Genomic DNA, 20,156 nt, shown 5'->3' with positions numbered 1-20,156 from the left:
ATCGTTGTATCCGATACCGTGGGTACTGGGTATTCGCGTGAGCTGGGCGAGGGTCGGCACGAGACGCGCCAGCTGACGTCCGAGCTGATAGGCCAATAGAAAGACCGATCCACTGTGACCGATGCATTGATACAAGCCGAGGCAAACCCGGTTCCGGGGCACGAGGCCCCGACGCCGGTGCATACCCGCGCCCTGATCATCGGGACCGGATTCTCCGGTCTCGGCATGGGCATCAAGCTGCAGCAGCAGGGTGTGGACTTCGTCATCCTGGAGAAAGCCGACGACGTCGGCGGCACCTGGCGGGACAACATCTACCCGGGGTGTGCCTGCGACATCCCGTCGCACCTGTACTCGTTCTCCTTCGAGCCCAAGCCGGACTGGAAGAACCCGTTCTCCTATCAGCCCGAGATCTGGGACTACCTCAAGGGAGTGACCGAGAAATACGGGCTGCGCCCCTACATCGAGTTCAACTCGCTGGTCGACCGGGCCCATTGGGACGACGACGAGCACCGCTGGCATGTGTTCACCACCGACGGGCGCGAATACATCGCCCAGTTCCTGATCTCGGGCGCGGGTGCACTGCACATCCCGTCGATCCCCGAAATCGAGGGCCGCGACGAATTCCGTGGCCCCGCATTCCATTCCGCGGAGTGGGACCACAGCGTCGACCTCACCGGCAAGCGGGTGGCGATGATCGGCACCGGCGCCAGCGCGATCCAGATCGTGCCGGAGATCGTCGGGCAGGTCGCCGAACTTCAGCTCTACCAACGCACTCCGCCGTGGGTGGTGCCGCGCTCCAACCCCGACCTCCCGCCGGCACTGCGCCGGGCCATGGAGACCGTCCCCGGGCTGCGGGCGCTGGTGCGTCTGGCGATCTACTGGGGGCAGGAGGCGGTGGCGATCGGCTTGACCAAGCGGCCGAACCTGCTGAAATTCATTGAGGCGTACTGCAAGTACAACATCCGTCGTTCGGTGAAGGACCGCGGGCTGCGGCGCAAGCTGATTCCGAATTACCGCATCGGATGCAAGCGGATCCTGAACTCGTCGACGTACTACGGTGCGGTCGCCGACCCAAAGACCGAACTGATCACCGACGGCATCGCCCGGATCACGCCCGACGGAATCGTCACCGCCGACGGCACCGGCCGTGAGACCCAAAGAAAAGCGGACGTGATCGTGTACGGCACCGGCTTCCACGTCACCGACTCCTACACCTACGTCCAGATCAAGGGACGCCACGGTGAGGACCTGGTCGACCGCTGGAACAGGGAGGGCATCGGCGCGCATCGCGGGATCACCGTCGCCGAGATGCCCAACCTGTTCTTCCTGCTGGGACCCAACACCGGGCTGGGGCACAACTCCGTGGTGTTCATGATCGAGTCCCAGATCCGCTACGTGGCCGATGCGATCAAGACCTGCGACAAACTCGGCGCCCAGGCTCTGGCCCCAATCCGCGCCGCGCAGGACAAGTTCAACGCCGAACTGCAGGAGATGCTGAAGGACTCGGTGTGGAACAGCGGCGGCTGCAGCAGCTGGTACCTCGACGAGCACGGCAAGAACACGGTGCTGTGGGGCGGCTACACCTGGCAGTATTGGCGGGCGACCCGCTCAATCAAGCGCGACGAGTACCAGTTCCTCGGGGTGCGCACCGGCTCACGCGCCAAGAGCGCGGCGGTGGCGGCTCAAGGCTGATCGCCTAGACCCCGAGCGAAGTTGTTGGGGCGCTGTGCCTTTCGCCTGATTCCGGGCCTTTGACAAAGGACCCAAGATTCATGCGCACTATGCGGTCCAGGACCCGATCGGAGACAACGCGGCTGATCCGCACGAGGATCGCGGCGTCGCGTCCGATCGTGTAGCGAGTCCGGGGGTGAGATGCGGTGGCGGCCTTGGCGATCACTTTTGCCGCGTGTTCGGCCGAAACGCCGGTGTCGATGAACGATCGGGCTTGCGCCGTGACGGCCGCGGCGAGGTCGTCGTACCGTGCGAGTTGGGGAGCGGTCATGTTCGCCATTAGTCCCTCCGCGGTGGCGATTCCACGCTCGGCCATGTCGGTCTTGACTGCGCCGGGTTCGATGACGACCACCTTGATGCCCAGCTGGGCGACCTCACGCCGCAAGGCGTCGCTGACGGCCTCGAGGGCGAACTTCGAACCGGCGTAGGCGCCGTACGTCGGCAACACCACCTTGCCGCCGACGGAACTGATGTTCACGACGGTGCCCGAGCTGATCAGTAGGGCCGGCAACAGCGCCTGGGTCATCGCGATGTGACCGAACAGATTGACCTCGAACTGCCGGCGCCACTGCGCCAGTGGCAGCGTTTCGACCGGCGCGTTGATCGCGATCCCGGCGTTGTTGACCAGGGCGCGCAGCGGACGATGCAGCGGATCGCTGGCGACACGGTCGGCGATCGCGGCCACGTCCGATTCCACGGTGATGTCGAGGATGTGCGGTTCTAGCCCCTCAAGCCCGTCGGCCACGAGCGCATCGGCGTCGGCCTCGCGGCGTACACCGGCGAGCACGTGAAAACCCTTGCGGGCCAGTTCTCGAGCGCTGGCCGCGCCCATACCCGTGGAAGCACCGGTGACGACGATCAGCTCCTGGCGGTCGGCGCGATTCGAGGAATTCATGGCGGGCTCCATCCGGTGGTGAGCGCTTGAGTTGACGCTGTCATCTCAAAATAACAGTTGAGTTGACATTGTCAACTCAAACCCGGCTTATGCTCTGCGAGTGACCACACGATCGGAGAGTGCTGCGGCAACGCGCCATTCGCTGATCGAGGCGGCGGGGGTGTTGCTCGACCTCGGCGGAGTGGAGGCGGTGACGCTGCGCGAGGTGGGTGCTCGCAGTGGCGTGTCGCGCTCGGCGGCGTATCGGCACTTCGCGGACAAGGAATCTCTGCTCACGGTCCTGGCTACGAACGCGTTGAGCGACCTCGGTGATGCGCTCGAGGTGTTGGTCAACAGCGACGACTCGCCCGAGGAGTCCTTGCGAGCCGGTCTGCTTTCGCTGATCACCATCGGACGTACTCGGCCGCACCTGTACCGCCTGATGTTCACTACGCCGGCGGGTGACCCGACCGAAGCGATCCGGGTAGCGGAACGCACGCAGGACTTGTTCCTCGACATCGTGGGTCGCATCACCGGTCCGGGGCAGGCCCGACGTTATGGGGCACTCCTTTTGACCAGCGCCCACGGCATCACGGGATTGGATCTAAGCGGCCACATGGATTTGGACAAGTGGCACACCAACGCCGAGGAACTCGTCGACACACTCATCTCGGTGTTGCCAAAAGCGAAGTAGTCTCCGGACGGGGCGCGTGCGGTGCGTCGTTCATCGGCGCAGGAGACTCGCGAAAGCCTGGGCGGCCGCGTCCACGCCGGAATCGTCGTTGGTGGCCACCAGATCCAGCAGCAGTCCGCGCGTGACGGCCAGCCCGAGCCGGGCCATCGCCGGATCGAATGCCTGGCCGGCAACACCTTTGACCTCGGAGAGCCAGCCGTCGACAGCGCCGGGCACCATGCGATCGAACGGCTTCTCGCCCTGGGCGCCACGGGCGTAGCACTCGAAGAAGAGCCGTTCCAGCCGGCGTAGCTCGGGCCGATGGAGATCGGCCCACATCGCGGCAAAGCCTTCGGCCGGATTCGTGGGCAATTCGGAGAGCAGGCCCATCTGCCGCTGTTCCACCTGCTCAACGATCGCTACGAGCAGATCCTCTCGAGATCCGAAGTGGTGCAGCAACATTCGATGGCTGGTGCCGACGGCGGCGGCCACCTCGCGCAGTGAGCGGTCGCCGATGCCGCCGTCAGAGAACTCCTCGATCAGGGCGTCGAGCAGTTCCCGGCGCCGCTGTAGGTCAGGAGTGCGAGCCATCGGCTCGGCTGAGCTGCTCAGACCGGGCCTTGAGTCCTTGGGCCTCGAGTTCGAGGAAGCGCTTGGTCTTCTTGACCATCAGCCGCCCGACGAGACCGCCGAGTGCGCCGCCCTGGTCGAGTTGCTGGCGCACCAAGGTGCGACCGCCCGGTTGGCCGATGACATCGTGCCGGGCGGTCACCAGCGAGCCGGGCGCGCGTTGCACCCAGGTCCAGGACGAGCCCGGGTCGATCTCGGTGACCGTCCAAACCAGCTTCGCCATGCCGGGCTGTTTGATCGCGAACCGGCGGCCCACGGCGAGGGCGGGCGCATCGAGTCCGACCAGTGACGTCACCGACGCGGTCCAGTCGGGCCAGTGCTCGACGTCGCTGAAGACATCCCAGACCAGCTGCGCCGGCGCCTCGATTTCAACGCTGTCTTCGTTAAACATGTACCAAATGGTACATGTTTAACCGGGGTGTGAACAGCCGCCTATCCGACGCGCGCGTTGAGATGTTTGAGGGCCGCTTCGGCGCCGTTCCACCCGGGGATGCCGGTGACTCCCGGACCAGGGTGGGTGCACTGGCCGCAGAGGTAGAGCCCGTCAACCGGCGTGGCGAACTTGTCGGCTCCCTCGACGACGCGGCCCGTCCACAGTTGGTTGGGCTGCAGCAGGCCGTGCGAGTAGTCGCCGGCGTGGGCGCTGAAGGTGCTGCCGAAGTAGCGGTTGGAGAACACGACGCGGTTGGTGACCGAGTCGGCGAACCCGGGCGCGAACTTGTCGAAAATACGCACGCAGGTGTCGGCGTATTGCTCTTTCCAGCTTCGGTTTTCGTCGGCGTCCAGCCCGGTGGGGAAGTAGGGCGTGAAGATGGTTGCGCTGTGCTTGCCTTCGGGCGCCAGCGACGAGTCGACCATGCTGGGGATGTACAGGTAGGTGGGAGGCGCGTCGGGCAGCAGCCCCTTGCGGTATTGCTCCCAGGCGTCGCTGATGTATTCCGGGGACGGTGCATAGGCGACGGTGGGACACGACTGCCCGTTGTCCTGCAGGTAGGGCTGCAGGCGCTCGATCCATTGGGGCGCTTGGTCAATGGTGAGATGCGCCTGGATATAACCCAGGTTGAAGTTGATCTCCTTGATCTTGCGGATGTAGTCGGGCGGAAAGTTCTGCACGCCGGCCAGATTCACGAATGTGGTGTAGGGGTCGAGTGACGACAGCACCGCGTCGGCGGAAATCGTTGTGCCATCCCGCAACTGGACCCCGGTGGCGCGCCCGTCGGTGACCAGGATTTCCTTGACGTGCTGCTTGAGCTGCACCTCGGCGCCCAACGACTCGGCGCGTCGGCACAGCGCCGCACTCAGCGCGCCGATGCCACCGCGCGGCATGATGTATTCGACGTTGCCGCCGCCGATCAGGTAGTGGTAGAGCGTCGACGCATTCGAGCCCGGGGTCCAGGGGCCGCCGTCGAACGCGTCGATCGACATCGCGGCCAGCGAGCCCTGGATGCAGCGGCCTTGGTCGGGGTCCAGGAAGCGGCGGACCGTGTCCATCGTGCTGCCGTACCACATCTGGGCGAAGTCGTGACGATCCGCGGGGGTGGGCTGGGAGGCGATCACCTCGGTGATGTCGAGCGGCGGACCGAACGCCGAGTCGACGAAATAGGGCGCGAATCGCCCGAGGTGCGCGAACAATCCGCCGAGCGCGGTCGCGACGTCGGCGCCGTGATCCTCGAGGAGATGACGCCCCATGCGCTCCAGGTCGTTGTACATCACGAACGGGGTGTCGGCGGCGTCGCCGAATGTGCATGTCGAGGTCCACTGATCCATCAGCTCGAAGCCCCACTTGGTCAGCTCCAGGCGTTCGGTCATCTCCTGGCGCCAGATCAGCACGGCCCACGCGCCCACGCTGTGCTTGTATCCGTCGAAGAGCTCCCGGGTCGCGGCCATCCCGCCAAGGAAGTGCGCGCGTTCCAGGACAAGCACTTTCGCGCCCCCCTTCGCCAGCACATTCGCGGCCACCAAACCGTTGTGACCTGCTCCGATGATGATCGCGTCATAGTCGGCCATGCTGACTCCTCCGGTGCTGATCCCTCGACAGAAGGCACAATGTCACACATGACATATTTGCGTCAATGCTGACATTTGGTGTCTGCTTACCCCGTGGAATCCCGTAGACAGCGCACGCGCCAGGCGCTGCAACAGGCAGCGATGAAGCGCTTCGTCGCCGACGGCGTGCACCAAACCAGCGTTTCCGATATTGCCGCCGATGTCGGGGTGACCGAGCGAACCTTCTACCGGCACTTCCCGTCCAAGCACGCGGTGATCTTTGCCGACTACGACATCGGCTTCGAATGGTTCGCCCGAGCGCTGGCGTTGCGCCCGCACGGCGAACCCGTCACCGCGTCGGTGCGAAAAGCGGTGGACGCCTTCCCTTTTGACTTCGCGATGGTCCGCGAAGCGGCCACCATCCGGTCGCGCGACCTCGACCAGGACATCATCGCCACGCACATCCGCCGGATGCGGGACCAGGTCGCCGACGAGATCGGCCGCTTCATCCATGAACGGTCCAAACCCACTGCCGACGGCGCGATGATCGCCGACATCGCGGCACACAGTTTGGCCACAGCGGTGTTTGCCTCGCTGGAAGCCTGGATGAGCAAGGGCGGCGACGGCATCGACGAGTTGAGCCGTCTCACCGACATTGCGTTGAGTGCGCTGGAAGACGGTCTGACGCACACCTTGCAACACGCCGGGCTGGACTGACGATGCGTAGCGAAAGCCGTTGTGGCCGAATGTTACTCGGTCTTGCGGTCGTCTTGTTGGTGGCATGTGCTCACCATGAGGCGGCGGCGCCGCACACCGCGTTGACGACCACCGGCCTGCTGCCGCCCGGGGTGCCCACCGAGGGCAGTCGCCCACCTATGGCAGGGCTGCCGTCGGCGGCCGAGCCGCAGAACGCGCTGCCGCCCAGCGAAACACCCGTCGGGCGGATCATCCCGGTGGGCCACGCGGCCGAAGGTGTCGTCGTCGACGCGCTAACGCGGACCGTCGCGGTCGCCACGCGTGATCCGAACGAGTTGGTACTGATGGACGTGGGCTCCGGCGCCATCACCGCCCGAGTCCCGTTGCCGGGCACCGTCCGGCATCTGCAGCTCGCCGCCCCGGGGGGTCCGATCCTGGTTCCGGTCGAGAGTGCCAACGCCCTGGTGCGGGTCGAGCTTCCACGGGGGTGGGCGCAGCCGCCGATCGTCACCGGCAGCGCGCCGCACGACGCCGCCGAGGCAGCCAACGGCACCGTTTTCGTCGCCAACGAACATGGCGGGACGGTGACGGTGCTGCGCGGCGACCAGATTGTCAAAGTCTTCACCGACGGCGTGCAACCGGCTGGGACGGCGCCCGTCGGCACCTCGATGGGCGTGCTCGATGTGCGTAAGAACGACCTGACGGTGTACGACGCCAGCCGGCTGACCATCGTGGGCTCAACGCCGGCCGGTGCGGGTCCCACCCATCTGGTCGCCGACCGACACGGACGCATGATCGCGACCGATACACGTGGCGATGCGGTCCTGGTGTTCACTCCGCTGCCCGCGCCGCGCCAGGTGGCCGGCATCAGTCAGCCGGGCGGACCGTATGGCATTGCCTACGACGCCGCGCGTGACCGGCTCTGGGTGGCCTCCTCGGGCACCAACGAAGTCATCGGCTACGACATGAGCGAGCCGACGCCGCGCCGGGTGCAACGGTTTGCCACGGTGCAGAATCCCTACACCCTGGGGGTGGATTCGCAGAGCGGTCGGCTGTTCGTGGCCGGGGTTTCCGCTGGTGTCGTGCAGGTGATCGACGTTGCGCCGTAATCGGTGTGGCGACACGCAGACACAAGTTCTTGTGTTCCACGTGCTTGTCGGACCCCAGGGGTAGTGTCTGGAGCCTGACATCCCTCAGGCAAAACGGCGTGTGAAGTGGGGTTCTGGTGACCGACAACATGAGACTGATCGACCGGACGTCGGCGATCAACTGGAACCGGGTGCAAGACGATAAGGACGCCGAGGTCTGGGACCGGTTGACCGGCAATTTCTGGCTGCCCGAGAAGGTGCCGGTGTCCAACGACCTGCCGTCGTGGGGGACGCTGACCGCCAACGAGAAGCAGCTCACGATGCGCGTCTTCACCGGGCTGACATTGCTGGACACCATTCAGGGCACGGTCGGGGCGGTCAGCCTGATTCCCGATGCGCTGACACCGCACGAACAGGCCGTCTACACCAACATCGCGTTCATGGAGTCGGTGCACGCCAAGAGCTACAGCTCGATCTTCTCCACGCTGTGCTCGACGGCCGAGATCGACGACGCCTTCCGCTGGTCGGAGGAGAACGTCAACCTGCAGCGCAAGGCCGAGATCGTCATGGAGTACTACAAGGGCGACGAGCCGCTGAAGCGCAAGGTGGCCTCCACGCTGCTGGAGAGCTTCCTGTTCTACTCGGGCTTCTACCTGCCGATGTACTGGTCGAGCCGGGCCAAGCTGACCAACACCGCCGACATGATCCGGCTGATCATTCGCGACGAGGCCGTGCACGGTTACTACATCGGCTACAAATTCCAAAAGGGCCTGGCGCTGGTGGACGAAACCCGCAAGGCCGAGCTCAAGGACTACACCTACGAATTGCTCTTCGAGCTCTACGACAACGAGGTGGAGTACACCCAGGATCTCTACGACGAGGTCGGGCTGACCGAGGACGTCAAAAAGTTCTTGCGCTACAACGCAAACAAGGCGCTGATGAACCTGGGCTACGAGGCGCTGTTCCCGCGCGACGAGACCGATGTGAACCCGGCGATCCTGTCGGCGCTATCGCCCAACGCCGACGAGAACCACGACTTCTTCTCCGGCTCCGGGTCGTCGTACGTGATCGGCAAGGCCGTCAACACCGAAGACGCGGACTGGGACTTCTAAACGTCGGAGTTAAAGGGCGCAATTGCCCGGTGGATGCGTGGTGAGAACGCGGTGACGTGGTTCGGCATGCGTGTGCCCTTGTGAATTCTGCTTTCCTGCAGGCTGATTGACGTCGCCCCGGCGCGGCGGGGCAGGATGTGCAGGATGAGCGATGAGGACGGCGTAGGCGCAGCAGACTTCCGTCGCGCATTGGCGCTGATTCAGCACGGCGAGCGCGGCGACGAAGCGGGTATGCGCGTCATCCTCGACGATGACGTCATTCCCACTGACCGGCTTCCACAGCTGATCCGCGCGACCGTGTCGATCCTGTGGCAACTGGTGGCTCAGCTGTGCGAACCGGACGAAGTCGCGGAGATCGGCGACATGCTCACCGTGGCGTCTGCCGCCGACGAGGTCGATCTCGACCGCGACAACCAACTCGTCGCCCGGATCGCCATGGCACAGCATTCTCACGATGCCGACGTTGAGTATGAAGTGATCCGCGACGCAGCCACGGCGCCTGACGGTCTGGTGCGCCTCGCGCTCACCGCCGCCGGTCTCGTCTCCGCGCTGCTGCCCCAGTTACGCACCGATCCCGGCCGGCAGCTGCTCAACAACTTGGCGATGCAAGCCCTGCGCGACGAGAACAGTTGAGCCCACCGGTAACCGGCACCGGGGATTTCTCGCACCAGATGTTCAGGTCGTGAACTGCATATGAATAGTCGCTACGGTCCGGCACCACGGTCGTGCCCCTACCGTGAGACTGAGTGGGTGTCGGAAACTCACTCTCACAAGCACGCGAAATTTCTCAAGTCAGTGATCCGCTGGCTGGACGTGGGCTACCCCCAGGGCGTTCCCGGCCCCGACCAGGTGGCGTTGTTCGCCCTGCTGCGAAGCACCCCACTAACCCAGGACCAGCTCGAAGAGGTGGCTCACAAGATCGCGGTGGAGGAGTCGCAGCCAGGAGCTGACGGCGTCGTCAGCCGCGACGAGATCGCCGAATTCATCAGAAAGACGACCCACCGCGACCCCGGCCGGGAGAACATCATTCGGGTGGCCGCGACGCTGGCCGCTGCAGGTTGGCCGCTGGCCGGCATCGACGTCAGCGAGGTGATTCCCGGTGACGAGCACGGGGAGGCTGCCGAAGAGATCGCCTGCCGGCGCGACGTGCCAGAGGGCGTCTCACAAGGTTGAGATGTCGATGACGAAGCGGTAGCGCACGTCGCTGGCGAGCACCCGCTCGTAGGCCTCGTTGACGTAATCCGCATCGATGACCTCGATCTCGGGGGTCACGTCGTGTTCGGCGCAGAAGTCGAGCATCTCCTGGGTCTCCGCGATGCCGCCGATGTTCGACCCGGACAGGCTGCGCCGCGCCAGAGCCAGCGGGAACGCCCCCACCTCCATGGGGTGCTCGGGGATGCCCAATTCGACGAGCGTGCCATCGACATCGAGCAGGCCCACGAAGTCGTTGAGGGGCAAGTTGGCCGAGACGGTGTTGAGCATCAGGTCGAAGCTGCCGCGCAGCGTGCGGAAGGTGTCGCGGTCGGAGGTTGCGTAGTAGTGGCTGGCGCCCAGCCGCAGCCCGTCTTCCATCTTCTTCAGCGACTGCGACAGCACGCTCACCTCGGCGCCCAGCGCCGCGCCCAGCTTGACACCCATGTGGCCCAGTCCGCCCAGGCCGATGATGGCCAGCCGGGTGTCCTTGCCGGCTTTCCAATGGCGCAGCGGCGAGTAGAGCGTGACGCCGGCGCACAGCAACGGCGCCGCCTTGTCCAGCGGCAGCGCGTCCGGAATGCGCAGGACGAAGTTCTCGTCGACGACGATGGCCTGGCTGTAGCCGCCCATCGTCGGGGTGCCGTCTTTGTCGATGGAGTTGTAGGTGAAGATCGCGCCCGGTTTGCAGTACTGCTCGAGCCCGGCCTTACAGCTACCGCACTTACCGCAGGAGTTCACCATGCAGCCCACACCCGCGTGGTCGCCCACCTTGTGCTTGGTGACCTCGGGGCCCACTTCGGTGACCACGCCGGCGATTTCGTGGCCGACGACCACCGGGAAGTTGGGTTGGCCCCACTCGGCCTTGACGGTGTGGATGTCCGAGTGACAGATCCCGGCGAACTTGATGTCGATCACGACGTCGTGCGGACCCGGTTCGCGGCGGGTGATGCTGGTCTTGGTCAGCGGCTCGGTCGCCGAGGTGGCGACATACGCGGAAACAGTGCTCATAGCAATCCCTCTTCGGTTCGGTTGCGTCCTAGAAAAGCTTAGCTAAGGTAAAGGTTTCAGGCCAATCGGTCCGTACAGCGGCAAATGAACTCATGTCCAGCTGTGGGTATCGGCCCCGGCGCTAATTGAGCGCGGCGTTGACCAACCGCAGGTCATCCACGATGCCCCGGGCGGCGAGTATGCCCTCACCCGTCTGCCATACCTCGTCGTTGACGACGTAAACCCGGTTGTCCCGGTTGGCCGACAGTTTGCGCCACGGGGCGCTGTCCAGGAACGCCGCGGCGCGGTCCACAGCGGCCGGGGTGGCGCACGACAGGTAGATGACGTCGGCCTCGGCCGCCGAGAAATCCGGCGTCTTCGCCAGGTCGGCGTCGGTGGCGCCGATCTCGATGTACGGCTTGTCGGTGAACCGCTGGGCGGCCGGCCGATCCACCCCGACCGCGCTGAGCACGGTGGCCGGAAAGTTGTTGGCGCCGTAAACCCGCAGGCTGTTGGCGGTCAGCTGGACAACGGACGCCTGGAAGTGAGCGGCGTCGTGGGAGGCCCCGATCTGGGTGGCCCGCTGCGTGAAGCCATTGATCAGCCCGTCGACAGCACTGCCGCGCGCCGTCGCGGCACCGACACCACGCAGGTTGTCTTCCCAGGCCACCCCGGGGGCCGCCGTGAAGACCGTCGGGGCGATCGCCGCCAGCTTCGGATACAGCCTCGGCGTCAACGCGACTGAGCCCAGGATCAGATCCGGGTGAGCCGCGGCGATTCCGCGCAGGTCGGGGTTGCTGCGAGTGCCGACGCCGGGCAGTCCGTGCACGGCGTTGCCCAGATAGGACGGCTGACTCGACGAGTCTTCCGGCAGTGCCGCTGCCACCACTCGCGATTGCAGGCCCAGCGCGCAGAGGGCGTCGAGCTGATCGCCGGAGAGCACCACGATGCGCTGCGCCTCCGCGGGCACCTGGACCGCGTCCGGAGTGACCCCCGCGGCGTTGTGGGCCTGCCGGGTCGCCGGCCCAGAATCGGCCGGGGCCGCGTCCCGTGCGCACGACTCGTCAGGCTTGCGGTCGTTCCCCAGCACCCCGGCCCCCGCGATTTGCGTGGTGGGCGTGACCAGCGACCGGGTCGACGGACCCGTGGATCCGGTCTGCCCGGACCCGCAACCGCTGCAACTCACGACCGCGGCCGCTGCGATCGCGGCGACGGCCCCCAGGCGTCCCTTGATCGGTCCCTGCACGGGCCTCAGGGTGGGTCGCCTACCGCCGGATTGCACGGGTTCGACGCTAACATCCGGCCAGCTCGGAACCGGTCTGCGGACGCGGCCCGGCGTCCGCGATGAGCCAATTACGACAGTTTGTAGGACCAGGCCTGCCAGCGGCCTGATCGGAAGCTAAGATTCGAGGGAACCCTGTCTGGGATGGATGTTTGGAGGAGCTGTTGACAGCCGAAGCGCCCCCGTTGGGAGAACTCGAGGCCGTTCGCCCGTACCCGGCTCGGACCGGTCCCAAAGGGAACCTGATCTACAAACTGATCACGACCACCGATCACAAGCTGATCGGCATCATGTACTGCGTCGCCTGCTTCATCTTCTTCTTCATCGGCGGACTGCTGGCGCTGCTGATGCGTACCGAGTTGGCCGCGCCGGGTCTGCAGTTCTTGTCGAATGAACAGTTCAACCAGCTGTTCACCATGCACGGCACGATCATGCTGCTGTTCTACGCCACCCCGATCGTGTTCGGCTTCGCCAATCTGGTGCTGCCGCTGCAGATCGGCGCACCCGACGTGGCATTCCCGCGCTTGAACGCCTTGTCGTTCTGGCTGTTCCTGTTCGGCGCCACGATGGGGATGGCCGGTTTCATCACACCGGGCGGCGCCGCCGACTTCGGCTGGACCGCCTACACGCCGTTGACCGACGCGATCCACTCACCGGGCGCCGGTGGCGACCTGTGGATCATGGGACTGATCGTCGCGGGTCTGGGCACCATCCTCGGCGCGGTCAACATGATCACCACCGTCGTGTGCATGCGCGCACCCGGGATGACGATGTTCCGGATGCCGATCTTCACCTGGAACATCCTGGTGACCTCGATCCTGGTGCTGATCGCCTTCCCGTTGCTGACCGCGGCGCTGTTCGGGCTGGCCGCCGACCGTCACCTGGGCGCCCACGTCTATGACTCGGCTAACGGCGGAGTTCTGTTGTGGCAGCACCTGTTCTGGTTCTTCGGTCACCCCGAGGTGTACATCATCGCGCTGCCGTTCTTCGGCATCGTCTCGGAGATCTTCCCGGTCTTCTCCCGCAAGCCGATCTTCGGTTACACCACGCTGGTCTACGCGACGCTGTCGATCGCCGCGTTGTCGGTCGCGGTGTGGGCCCACCACATGTTCGCCACCGGAGCCGTTCTGCTGCCGTTCTTTTCGTTCATGACGTACCTGATCGCGGTGCCGACCGGGATCAAGTTCTTCAACTGGATCGGCACAATGTGGAAGGGCCAGTTGACGTTCGAGACGCCGATGCTGTTCTCGGTCGGCTTCCTGATCACGTTCCTGCTGGGCGGTCTGACCGGTGTGCTGCTGGCCAGCCCGCCGCTGGACTTCCACGTCACCGACAGCTACTTCGTGGTCGCCCACTTCCACTACGTGCTGTTCGGCACCATCGTGTTCTCCACCTTCGCGGGCATCTACTTCTGGTTCCCGAAGATGACCGGCCGGCTGCTCGACGAGCGACTGGGCAAACTGCACTTCTGGTTGACGTTCATCGGCTTCCACACCACATTCCTGATTCAGCACTGGCTGGGCGACCTGGGCATGCCGCGCCGCTATGCCGACTACCTGCCCACCGACGGCTTCCAGGGCTACAACATCGTCTCGACGGTCGGGGCCTTCATCCTGGGCGCCTCGATGTTCCCGTTCGTGTGGAACGTCTTCAAGAGCTGGCGCTACGGCGAAGTCGTCACCGTCGACGACCCGTGGGGTTACGGCAACTCGCTGGAGTGGGCAACCAGTTGCCCGCCGCCGCGGCACAACTTCACCGAGCTGCCTCGGATCCGCTCGGAGCGTCCCGCGTTCGAGCTGCACTACCCGCACATGGTGGAGCGGATGCGCGCCGAATCGCATGTCGGTCGAAGCCATGGCAGCGAGGGCCACGACGTGACCAAACTCGACGACGTGGACGTCCGCAGCTGATGGCCCATCGCGACCACAATCGCGAGTGAACACGCCTCCTAAGGTGTCGGTGCTGATCACCGTCACCGGTGTGGATCAACCGGGTGTGACGTCGGCGCTCTTTGATGCGCTGTCCGGGCACGGAATCGACTTGCTGAACGTCGAGCAGGTGGTGATCCGGGGGCGGCTGACGCTGGGTGTGTTGCTGTGCTGTCCGCCCGAGGTCGCCGAAAGCATCGTGGCGGGCGACGACGTCGAGGATGCCATCCACGCGGTGGGCCTCGAAGTCACCATCGAGCGCAGCGAGGCCGTGCCGATCATCCGGGAGCCCTCGACCCACACCATCTTCGTGCTGGGCCGACCGATCACCGCCGGAGCGTTCGGCGCGGTGGCCCGGGAAGTGGCGGCGCTCGGCGTCAACATCGACCTCATCCGCGGCGTCTCCGACTATCCGGTGACGGGGCTCGAGTTGCGGGTCTCGGTACCGCCGGGAGCCGACGGCCTGCTGCGGACCGCTCTGAACAAGGTGTCCTCCCATGAGGGTGTCGACGTGGCGGTCGAGGACTACAGCCTGGAACGGCGGGCGAAACGGCTCATCGTGTTCGACGTCGACTCGACGCTGGTGCAGGGCGAGGTCATCGAGATGCTGGCCGCCAGGGCGGGCGCGGAGGGCGCGGTCGCCGCGATCACCGAGGCCGCGATGCGGGGCGAGCTGGATTTCGCGGAGTCGCTGCACCAGCGAGTGGCGACCTTGGCGGGTCTGCCCGCCACGGTGATCGACGAAGTCGCCGATCAGCTCGAGCTGATGCCCGGCGCCCGCACCACGTTGCGGACCTTGCGGCGCTTGGGTTTTCACTGCGGTGTGGTCTCCGGCGGGTTCCGGCGGATCATCGAACCGCTGGCCGAGGAGCTGATGCTGGACTTCGTCGCCGCCAACGAACTCGAGATCGTCGACGGCAAACTCACCGGCCGGGTCATCGGCCCGATCATCGATCGGCCCGGTAAGGCCAAGGCCCTGCGGGACTTTGCGCAGCAGGCGGGGGTGCCGATGGCGCAGACCGTCGCCGTCGGCGATGGCGCCAACGACATCGACATGCTGTCCGCGGCCGGCCTGGGCGTGGCATTCAACGCCAAGCCGGCATTGCGCGCGGTCGCCGACGCATCGTTGAGCAGTCCGTACCTGGACACGGTGCTGTTTCTGCTCGGCGTCACCCGCGGGGAGATCGAGGCCGCCGACGCCGTCGACGGCGAAGTGCGCCGCGTCGAAATTCCCCCCGAATAGGGGAGCGCTCGACCGACCCGGCAGCCGTCGCACTCTTGCGGTACGGCACGATAATCGGGTGCCCGAAACCGGCCCCGAAACCGGCCCCGAAACTGGCTCCGAAACTGGCACTGCCGCAGCCGACCCCGATCTGCTGATCGACTTCAGAAATGTCTTGTTGCGCCGCGGCGGGCACGTCCTGGTCGGGCCGGTGGATTGGGCGGTCGAACTCGACGAGCGCTGGGTGATCCTCGGCCCCAACGGGGCCGGCAAGACGTCGCTGCTGCGGATCGCCGCGGCGGCCGAGCACCCGTCGTCCGGCATCGCGTTCGTGCTCGGTGAGCGGCTGGGCCGGGTCGACGTGTCGGAATTGCGGGCCCGGATCGGGCTGAGTTCATCGGCTCTGGCGCAGCGGATACCCAGCGACGAGGTGGTGCGCGACCTGGTCGTCTCGGCCGGCTATGCGGTGCTGGGTCGCTGGCGGGAGCGTTACGAGGACGTCGACTACCAGCGCGCGGTCGACATGCTGGAGAGCCTGGGCGCCGAGCACCTCGCCGACCGCACCTACGGGACGCTGTCCGAAGGGGAACGCAAACGGGTGCTGATCGCCCGTGCCCTGATGACCGACCCGGAGCTGCTGCTGCTCGACGAACCCGCCGCCGGTCTGGATCTGGGTGGCCGTGAGGAATTGGTGGCCCGGTTGACGGACCTGGCCGCCGACCCCGACGCGCCCGCCCTGGTGCTGGTCACCCACCACGTCGAGGAGGTCCCGCCGGGCTTCAGCCATTGCATGCTGCTGTCGGAGGGACAGGTGGTCGCCGCCGGTTTGCTGTCCGATGTGCTGACCGCCGACAACCTCTCGGCCGCGTTCGGCCAGTCGATCGCCCTGGACGTCATCGACGGGCGGTACTTCGCGCGGCGCATTCGCACCCGCGCGGCCCACCGGAGGCTCGGATGAGTTCACCAGACGAACCCTTAGTCGCCAGGCCGGCGGCGACCGTGATGCTGGTCGGCGACAGTCCGGAGGGCTCAGCGGGCGGGTTAGCGGTGTTCCTGATGCGCCGGCACTCGCAGATGGAGTTCGCCCCGGGGACGATGGTGTTTCCCGGCGGCGGCGTTGACGACCGCGACCGCAATGCCGACTTGGGGGCGACGGGGGCCTGGGCCGGCCCGCCGCCGCAGTGGTGGGCGCAGCAGTTCGGCATCGAACCCGACCTGGCCGAGGCGCTGGTCTGCGCGGCCGCCCGGGAAACCTTCGAGGAATCGGGGGTGCTGTTCGCCGGGCCCGTCGACGACCCGGACGGCATCGTCGGGGATGCCTCCGTGTACGGCGACTCCCGCCGCGCGCTGGCGGAGGGTTCGCTGTCGTTCGCGGACTTCCTGCGCCGCGAAAAGCTGGTGCTGCGATCCGACCTGCTGCGGCCCTGGGCCAACTGGGTCACCCCGGAAGCCGAGCGCACCCGTCGTTACGACACCTACTTCTTCGTGGGCGCCCTGCCGGAGGGCCAACGGGCCGACGGCGAGAACAGCGAATCGGATCGCGCGGGGTGGACGACGCCGCAGGCCGCCATCGACGACTTCGAGGCCGGTCGCAATTTCCTGCTGCCGCCAACCTGGACCCAGCTGGACTCGCTGGCCGGGCGCACCGTCGCCGATGTGCTGGCCGTCGAGCGCCAGATCGTCACGGTGCAACCGCTTTTGGAGATCCAGGGAGACAACTGGATTTTCGAGTTCTTCGACTCCGACCGCTATCACCGGGCACGGAAATCGGGCGGGATGGGGTGGCGGCATTGAGTGAGTTCGTCCACGTCGTGGTCAGCGACGGCTCACAGGACGCCGGCCTGGCCGTCCTGCTGCTGTCGCGGCCACCCACCAACGCGATGACCCGGCAGGTCTACCGGGAGATCGCCGACGCGGCCGCCGAGGTGGGGCGGCGCGACGACGTCGCCGTGGTGATCCTGTTCGGCGGACACCAGATCTTCTCCGCCGGCGACGACATGTCCGAGCTGGAGACACTGACCGCCGCCGAGGCGGACATCGCGGCCCGGGTGCGCGCCGAGGCCGTCGAAGCCGTCGCGGCCATTCCGAAGCCGACCGTCGCGGCGGTCACCGGATACGCGTTGGGTGCCGGCCTCACGCTGGCGCTGGCCGCCGATTGGCGGATCAGCGGCGACAACGTGAAATTCGGGGCGACCGAGATCCTGGCCGGCATGATCCCCGGTGGCGGCGGCATGACGCGCCTGACCCACGTGGCCGGGGCGAGCCATGCCAAGGAACTGGTGTTCAGCGGCCGCTTCGTCGACGCCGAGGAGGCCCTGGAGCTGGGCCTGATCCACGAGATGGTGGCCCCGGACGACGTGTACGACGCCGCCGCGGTGTGGGCGCGACGCTTCCTCGACGGCCCACGACACGCGCTGGCCGCCGCCAAGGTCGGCATCGACGCCGTCTTCGGATTCGCCGCTGGTCAGGGAGGCGGCGATGAGGGTGGCCCACGAAGCCATTACGCTGCCCAACATGACGAGGAGTTCGGAAATCCCCGCTGACGCCGCGCCCAACCCCCATGCCACGGCAGAGCAGGTGGAAGCGGCGAGGAACGACAGCAAACTCGCGCAGGTGCTCTACCACGACTGGGAAGCCGAAAGCTACGACGACAAATGGTCGATCTCCTATGACCAGCGTTGCATCGACTACGCCCGGGGCCGGTTCGACGCCATCGTGCCCGACGAGGTGGTCGCCGAGCTGCCCTACGACCGCGCCCTCGAACTGGGCTGCGGGACCGGGTTCTTCCTGCTCAACCTGATCCAGGCCGGAGTCGCGCGACGTGGGTCGGTCACCGACCTCTCACCCGGCATGGTCAAGGTCGCCACCCGCAACGGTGAGTCGCTGGGACTGGACATCGACGGCCGGGTCGCCGACGCCGAGGGCATCCCGTACGACGACAACACCTTCGACTTGGTGGTCGGGCATGCGGTGCTGCATCACATTCCCGACGTGGAACTGTCGCTGCGCGAGGCGATCCGGGTTCTCAAGCCGGGCGGCCGGTTCGTGTTCGCCGGCGAGCCGACCACCGTCGGCAATGGTTACGCGCGCGGGCTGGCGGACCTGACCTGGAACCTCACCATCCGAGCCGTGAAGCTGCCCGGACTGGGCGGTTGGCGGCGGCCGCAGGCCGAGATCGACGAGAACTCCCGGGCGGCGGCCCTGGAGTGGGTGGTCGACCTGCACACCTTCGAGCCGAAAGACCTGGAGCGGATGGCGGGCAACGCCGGCGCCGTGCAGGTTCACACTGCCAGCGAGGAGTTCACCGCCGCGATGTTCGGCTGGCCGGTGCGCACATTCGAAGCCACCGTGCCACCCGGCCGATTGGGCTGGGGCTGGGCGAAATTCGCGTTCAACGGCTGGAAGACGCTGAGTTGGGTGGACGCCAACATCTGGCGGCACGTGGCGCCGAAGGGCTGGTTCTACAACGTGATGGTCACCGGGGTCAAACCCTCCTGAGCGGCGCTGGCCTGCGCTTCACCACCGACGACGTCGGTTACCTGCGGTCGGAATCGGGTGCCGCGGCGCTTGCCGAGGTCGCTGAATTCGCGTTGACGGATGCCACCCGGATCGCCGACATCGCCGCGGTGCGGGCCCGCTTCGGTGACCGGGGGCCGGTGTTGGTGGAAACCACGCTGCTGCGCCGGCGTGCCACCGGCAAGCTAGGGGCTTTGGGTCCGAAATTTCAGGTGTCGAAATGGCTGTTCACCGACGAGGCGCTGCAGCAGGCCACCGCGGCGCCGGTGGCGCGGCACCGGGCCGAACGGATCGTCAGCGGCCCCGGTGGCCCGGACGTCACCGTGCACGACGCGACCTGTTCCATCGGCACCGAGTTGGCCGCGCTGCGCGACTCGGGCGTTCACGCGGTGGGCAGCGATATCGATCCGGTGCGCCTGGCGATGGCGGCCCACAACCTCGGCCCCGGCGCCGGTCTGTGCCGCGCCGACGCGCTGCACCCGGTGACCCGCGACTCGGTGGTCGTCGTCGACCCGGCGCGCCGCCGCGGCGGGCAGCGTCGGTTCAATCCCGCTGACTACCAACCCGGCCTGGGCCAGCTGATCGACTGCTACCGGGGTCGCGATTTGGTCGTAAAGTGTGCTCCTGGAATAGATTTCGATCAGCTACGACGCCTCGGTTTCGACTGCGAAATCGAAGTGACGTCGTATGACGGGTCGGTTCGGGAAGCGTGCCTGTGGTCCGGCCGGCTGGCCGAGCCGGGTGTGCGGCGGCGGGCGAGCGTCCTTGATCGCAACGAACAGCTCACCGACACCGAGCCCGACGACTGCGGAGTGCGGGCGGCCGGACGCTGGATCGTCGACCCGGACGGTGCCGTGGTCCGGGCCGGGCTGGTGCGCCACTACGGCGTGCGGCACGGGCTGTGGCAACTCGATCCCGACATCGCCTATCTGTCCGGCGACCGGTTGCCGGCGGCGGTGCGCGGCTTCGAGGTGCTCGAGCAGCTGGAGTTCGATGAGCGCCGGCTCCGCCACGCCCTGTCGGCGCTGGATTGCGGGGCGCTGGAGATTCTGGTGCGCGGTGTGCAGGTCGACCCCGACGCGTTGCGGAGACGGCTGCGACCGCGCGGCAGCCAGTCCTTGTCGCTGGTCATCACCCGCATCGGCTCCGGGGCCGCCGCTCGTGCGACGGCGTATGTCTGCCGTCCGTCGCGGTAGCGCCCTGTACGCTGTCGGCGGTCACTTTCCGGGGGACCTCG

The 20,156-nt window shown here is 66.5% G+C and carries 20 protein-coding genes; 14 read left to right on the top strand and 6 right to left on the bottom strand.

The features are described from left to right. Nucleotides 1-114 precede the first annotated feature (114 nt). Nucleotides 115-1,692 carry a flavin-containing monooxygenase gene (locus ACTXG5_RS25075; protein ID WP_445161356.1) on the top strand — a complete coding sequence of 526 codons (1,578 nt, stop codon included), beginning with the start codon at nt 115-117 and terminating at the stop codon, nt 1,690-1,692. Between the two features lie 4 nt (nt 1,693-1,696). Here ACTXG5_RS25075 and ACTXG5_RS25070 read toward each other — a convergent pair whose 3' ends face one another. Next, nucleotides 1,697-2,626, bottom strand: a complete 930-nt coding sequence (locus tag ACTXG5_RS25070) for an SDR family oxidoreductase (RefSeq protein WP_445161355.1) — start codon at nt 2,624-2,626, stop codon at nt 1,697-1,699. Nucleotides 2,627-2,726: 100 nt separating this feature from the next. Here ACTXG5_RS25070 and ACTXG5_RS25065 point away from each other — a divergent pair, with 100 nt between their 5' ends. Continuing rightward, nucleotides 2,727-3,299, top strand: a complete 573-nt coding sequence (locus ACTXG5_RS25065) for a TetR/AcrR family transcriptional regulator (protein ID WP_445161354.1) — start codon at nt 2,727-2,729, stop codon at nt 3,297-3,299. A 30-nt stretch (nt 3,300-3,329) separates the two neighbouring features. Here ACTXG5_RS25065 and ACTXG5_RS25060 read toward each other — a convergent pair whose 3' ends face one another. From ACTXG5_RS25060 to ACTXG5_RS25050, 3 genes are read right to left on the bottom strand one after another with little or no spacing between them, the layout of a single operon-like run. Further along, entirely contained in the window at nt 3,330-3,869 is a 540-nt protein-coding gene (locus ACTXG5_RS25060; protein ID WP_445161353.1) for a TetR/AcrR family transcriptional regulator, read from the bottom strand. Beyond that, nucleotides 3,853-4,299, bottom strand: a complete 447-nt coding sequence (locus ACTXG5_RS25055; RefSeq protein WP_445161352.1) for an SRPBCC family protein — start codon at nt 4,297-4,299, stop codon at nt 3,853-3,855. The genes ACTXG5_RS25060 and ACTXG5_RS25055 overlap by 17 nt, the downstream gene beginning before the upstream one ends. A gap of 41 nt (nt 4,300-4,340) precedes the next feature. Further along, nucleotides 4,341-5,915 carry a phytoene desaturase family protein gene (locus ACTXG5_RS25050; RefSeq protein ID WP_445161351.1) on the bottom strand — a complete coding sequence of 525 codons (1,575 nt, stop codon included), beginning with the start codon at nt 5,913-5,915 and terminating at the stop codon, nt 4,341-4,343. 93 nt (nt 5,916-6,008) lie between these two features. Here ACTXG5_RS25050 and ACTXG5_RS25045 point away from each other — a divergent pair, with 93 nt between their 5' ends. The 5 genes from ACTXG5_RS25045 (at nt 6,009) to ACTXG5_RS25025 (ending at nt 9,963) form a co-directional block, all read left to right on the top strand. Further along, nucleotides 6,009-6,611 (top strand): TetR/AcrR family transcriptional regulator, encoded by a 603-nt coding sequence (locus tag ACTXG5_RS25045; protein WP_445161350.1) that lies wholly within the window; start codon nt 6,009-6,011, stop codon nt 6,609-6,611. A gap of 29 nt (nt 6,612-6,640) precedes the next feature. Further along, a complete protein-coding gene (locus tag ACTXG5_RS25040) occupies nt 6,641-7,699 on the top strand; it encodes a YncE family protein (protein WP_445161349.1) in 1,059 nt (352 codons plus the stop codon). Nucleotides 7,700-7,815: 116 nt separating this feature from the next. Next, entirely contained in the window at nt 7,816-8,790 is a 975-nt protein-coding gene (gene nrdF / locus ACTXG5_RS25035; protein ID WP_445161348.1) for a class 1b ribonucleoside-diphosphate reductase subunit beta, read from the top strand. Nucleotides 8,791-8,934: 144 nt separating this feature from the next. Continuing rightward, nucleotides 8,935-9,423, top strand: coding sequence for a hypothetical protein (locus ACTXG5_RS25030; protein ID WP_445161347.1), 489 nt, complete (start codon nt 8,935-8,937; stop codon nt 9,421-9,423). Between the two features lie 117 nt (nt 9,424-9,540). After that, nucleotides 9,541-9,963: a DUF3349 domain-containing protein gene (locus tag ACTXG5_RS25025; protein ID WP_445161346.1), complete on the top strand. Its 423-nt coding sequence runs from the start codon at nt 9,541-9,543 to the stop codon at nt 9,961-9,963. Here ACTXG5_RS25025 and ACTXG5_RS25020 read toward each other — a convergent pair. Both ACTXG5_RS25020 and ACTXG5_RS25015 read right to left on the bottom strand, forming a co-directional pair. Further along, complete coding sequence (locus ACTXG5_RS25020) at nt 9,952-10,992, bottom strand: NAD(P)-dependent alcohol dehydrogenase (RefSeq protein ID WP_445161345.1); 1,041 nt, start codon at nt 10,990-10,992, stop codon at nt 9,952-9,954. The genes ACTXG5_RS25025 and ACTXG5_RS25020 overlap by 12 nt on opposite strands. A 121-nt stretch (nt 10,993-11,113) precedes the next feature. Further along, nucleotides 11,114-12,193, bottom strand: coding sequence for an iron-siderophore ABC transporter substrate-binding protein (locus ACTXG5_RS25015; protein WP_445164584.1), 1,080 nt, complete (start codon nt 12,191-12,193; stop codon nt 11,114-11,116). A 224-nt stretch (nt 12,194-12,417) separates the two neighbouring features. Here ACTXG5_RS25015 and ctaD point away from each other — a divergent pair, with 224 nt between their 5' ends. The 7 genes from ctaD to ACTXG5_RS24980 are packed head-to-tail and all read left to right on the top strand — an operon-like array spanning nt 12,418 to nt 20,115. Continuing rightward, nucleotides 12,418-14,163 (top strand): aa3-type cytochrome oxidase subunit I, encoded by a 1,746-nt coding sequence (gene ctaD / locus ACTXG5_RS25010; RefSeq protein WP_445161344.1) that lies wholly within the window; start codon nt 12,418-12,420, stop codon nt 14,161-14,163. Between the two features lie 25 nt (nt 14,164-14,188). Continuing rightward, entirely contained in the window at nt 14,189-15,424 is a 1,236-nt protein-coding gene (gene serB, locus ACTXG5_RS25005) for a phosphoserine phosphatase SerB (protein ID WP_445161343.1), read from the top strand. A gap of 58 nt (nt 15,425-15,482) precedes the next feature. Further along, nucleotides 15,483-16,361, top strand: coding sequence for an ABC transporter ATP-binding protein (locus tag ACTXG5_RS25000; protein WP_445161342.1), 879 nt, complete (start codon nt 15,483-15,485; stop codon nt 16,359-16,361). Then, the gene (locus tag ACTXG5_RS24995) at nt 16,358-17,197 is read left to right on the top strand and encodes an NUDIX hydrolase (RefSeq protein WP_445161341.1); all 840 of its coding nucleotides are present in this window, start codon (nt 16,358-16,360) and stop codon (nt 17,195-17,197) included. Before ACTXG5_RS25000 ends, ACTXG5_RS24995 begins: the two co-directional genes overlap by 4 nt. Then, nucleotides 17,194-17,946 (top strand): enoyl-CoA hydratase, encoded by a 753-nt coding sequence (locus ACTXG5_RS24990; protein WP_445161340.1) that lies wholly within the window; start codon nt 17,194-17,196, stop codon nt 17,944-17,946. The genes ACTXG5_RS24995 and ACTXG5_RS24990 overlap by 4 nt, the downstream gene beginning before the upstream one ends. After that, the gene (locus tag ACTXG5_RS24985; protein ID WP_445161339.1) at nt 17,918-18,901 is read left to right on the top strand and encodes a class I SAM-dependent methyltransferase; all 984 of its coding nucleotides are present in this window, start codon (nt 17,918-17,920) and stop codon (nt 18,899-18,901) included. Before ACTXG5_RS24990 ends, ACTXG5_RS24985 begins: the two co-directional genes overlap by 29 nt. After that, on the top strand, nt 18,859-20,115 hold the full coding sequence (locus ACTXG5_RS24980) for a THUMP-like domain-containing protein (protein WP_445164583.1): 1,257 nt from the start codon (nt 18,859-18,861) through the stop codon (nt 20,113-20,115). The genes ACTXG5_RS24985 and ACTXG5_RS24980 overlap by 43 nt, the downstream gene beginning before the upstream one ends. Nucleotides 20,116-20,156 lie beyond the last annotated feature (41 nt).

Source organism: Mycobacterium sp. Dal123C01 (assembly GCF_052566995.1).
This window is presented reverse-complemented; position numbering and strand designations above follow the sequence as displayed.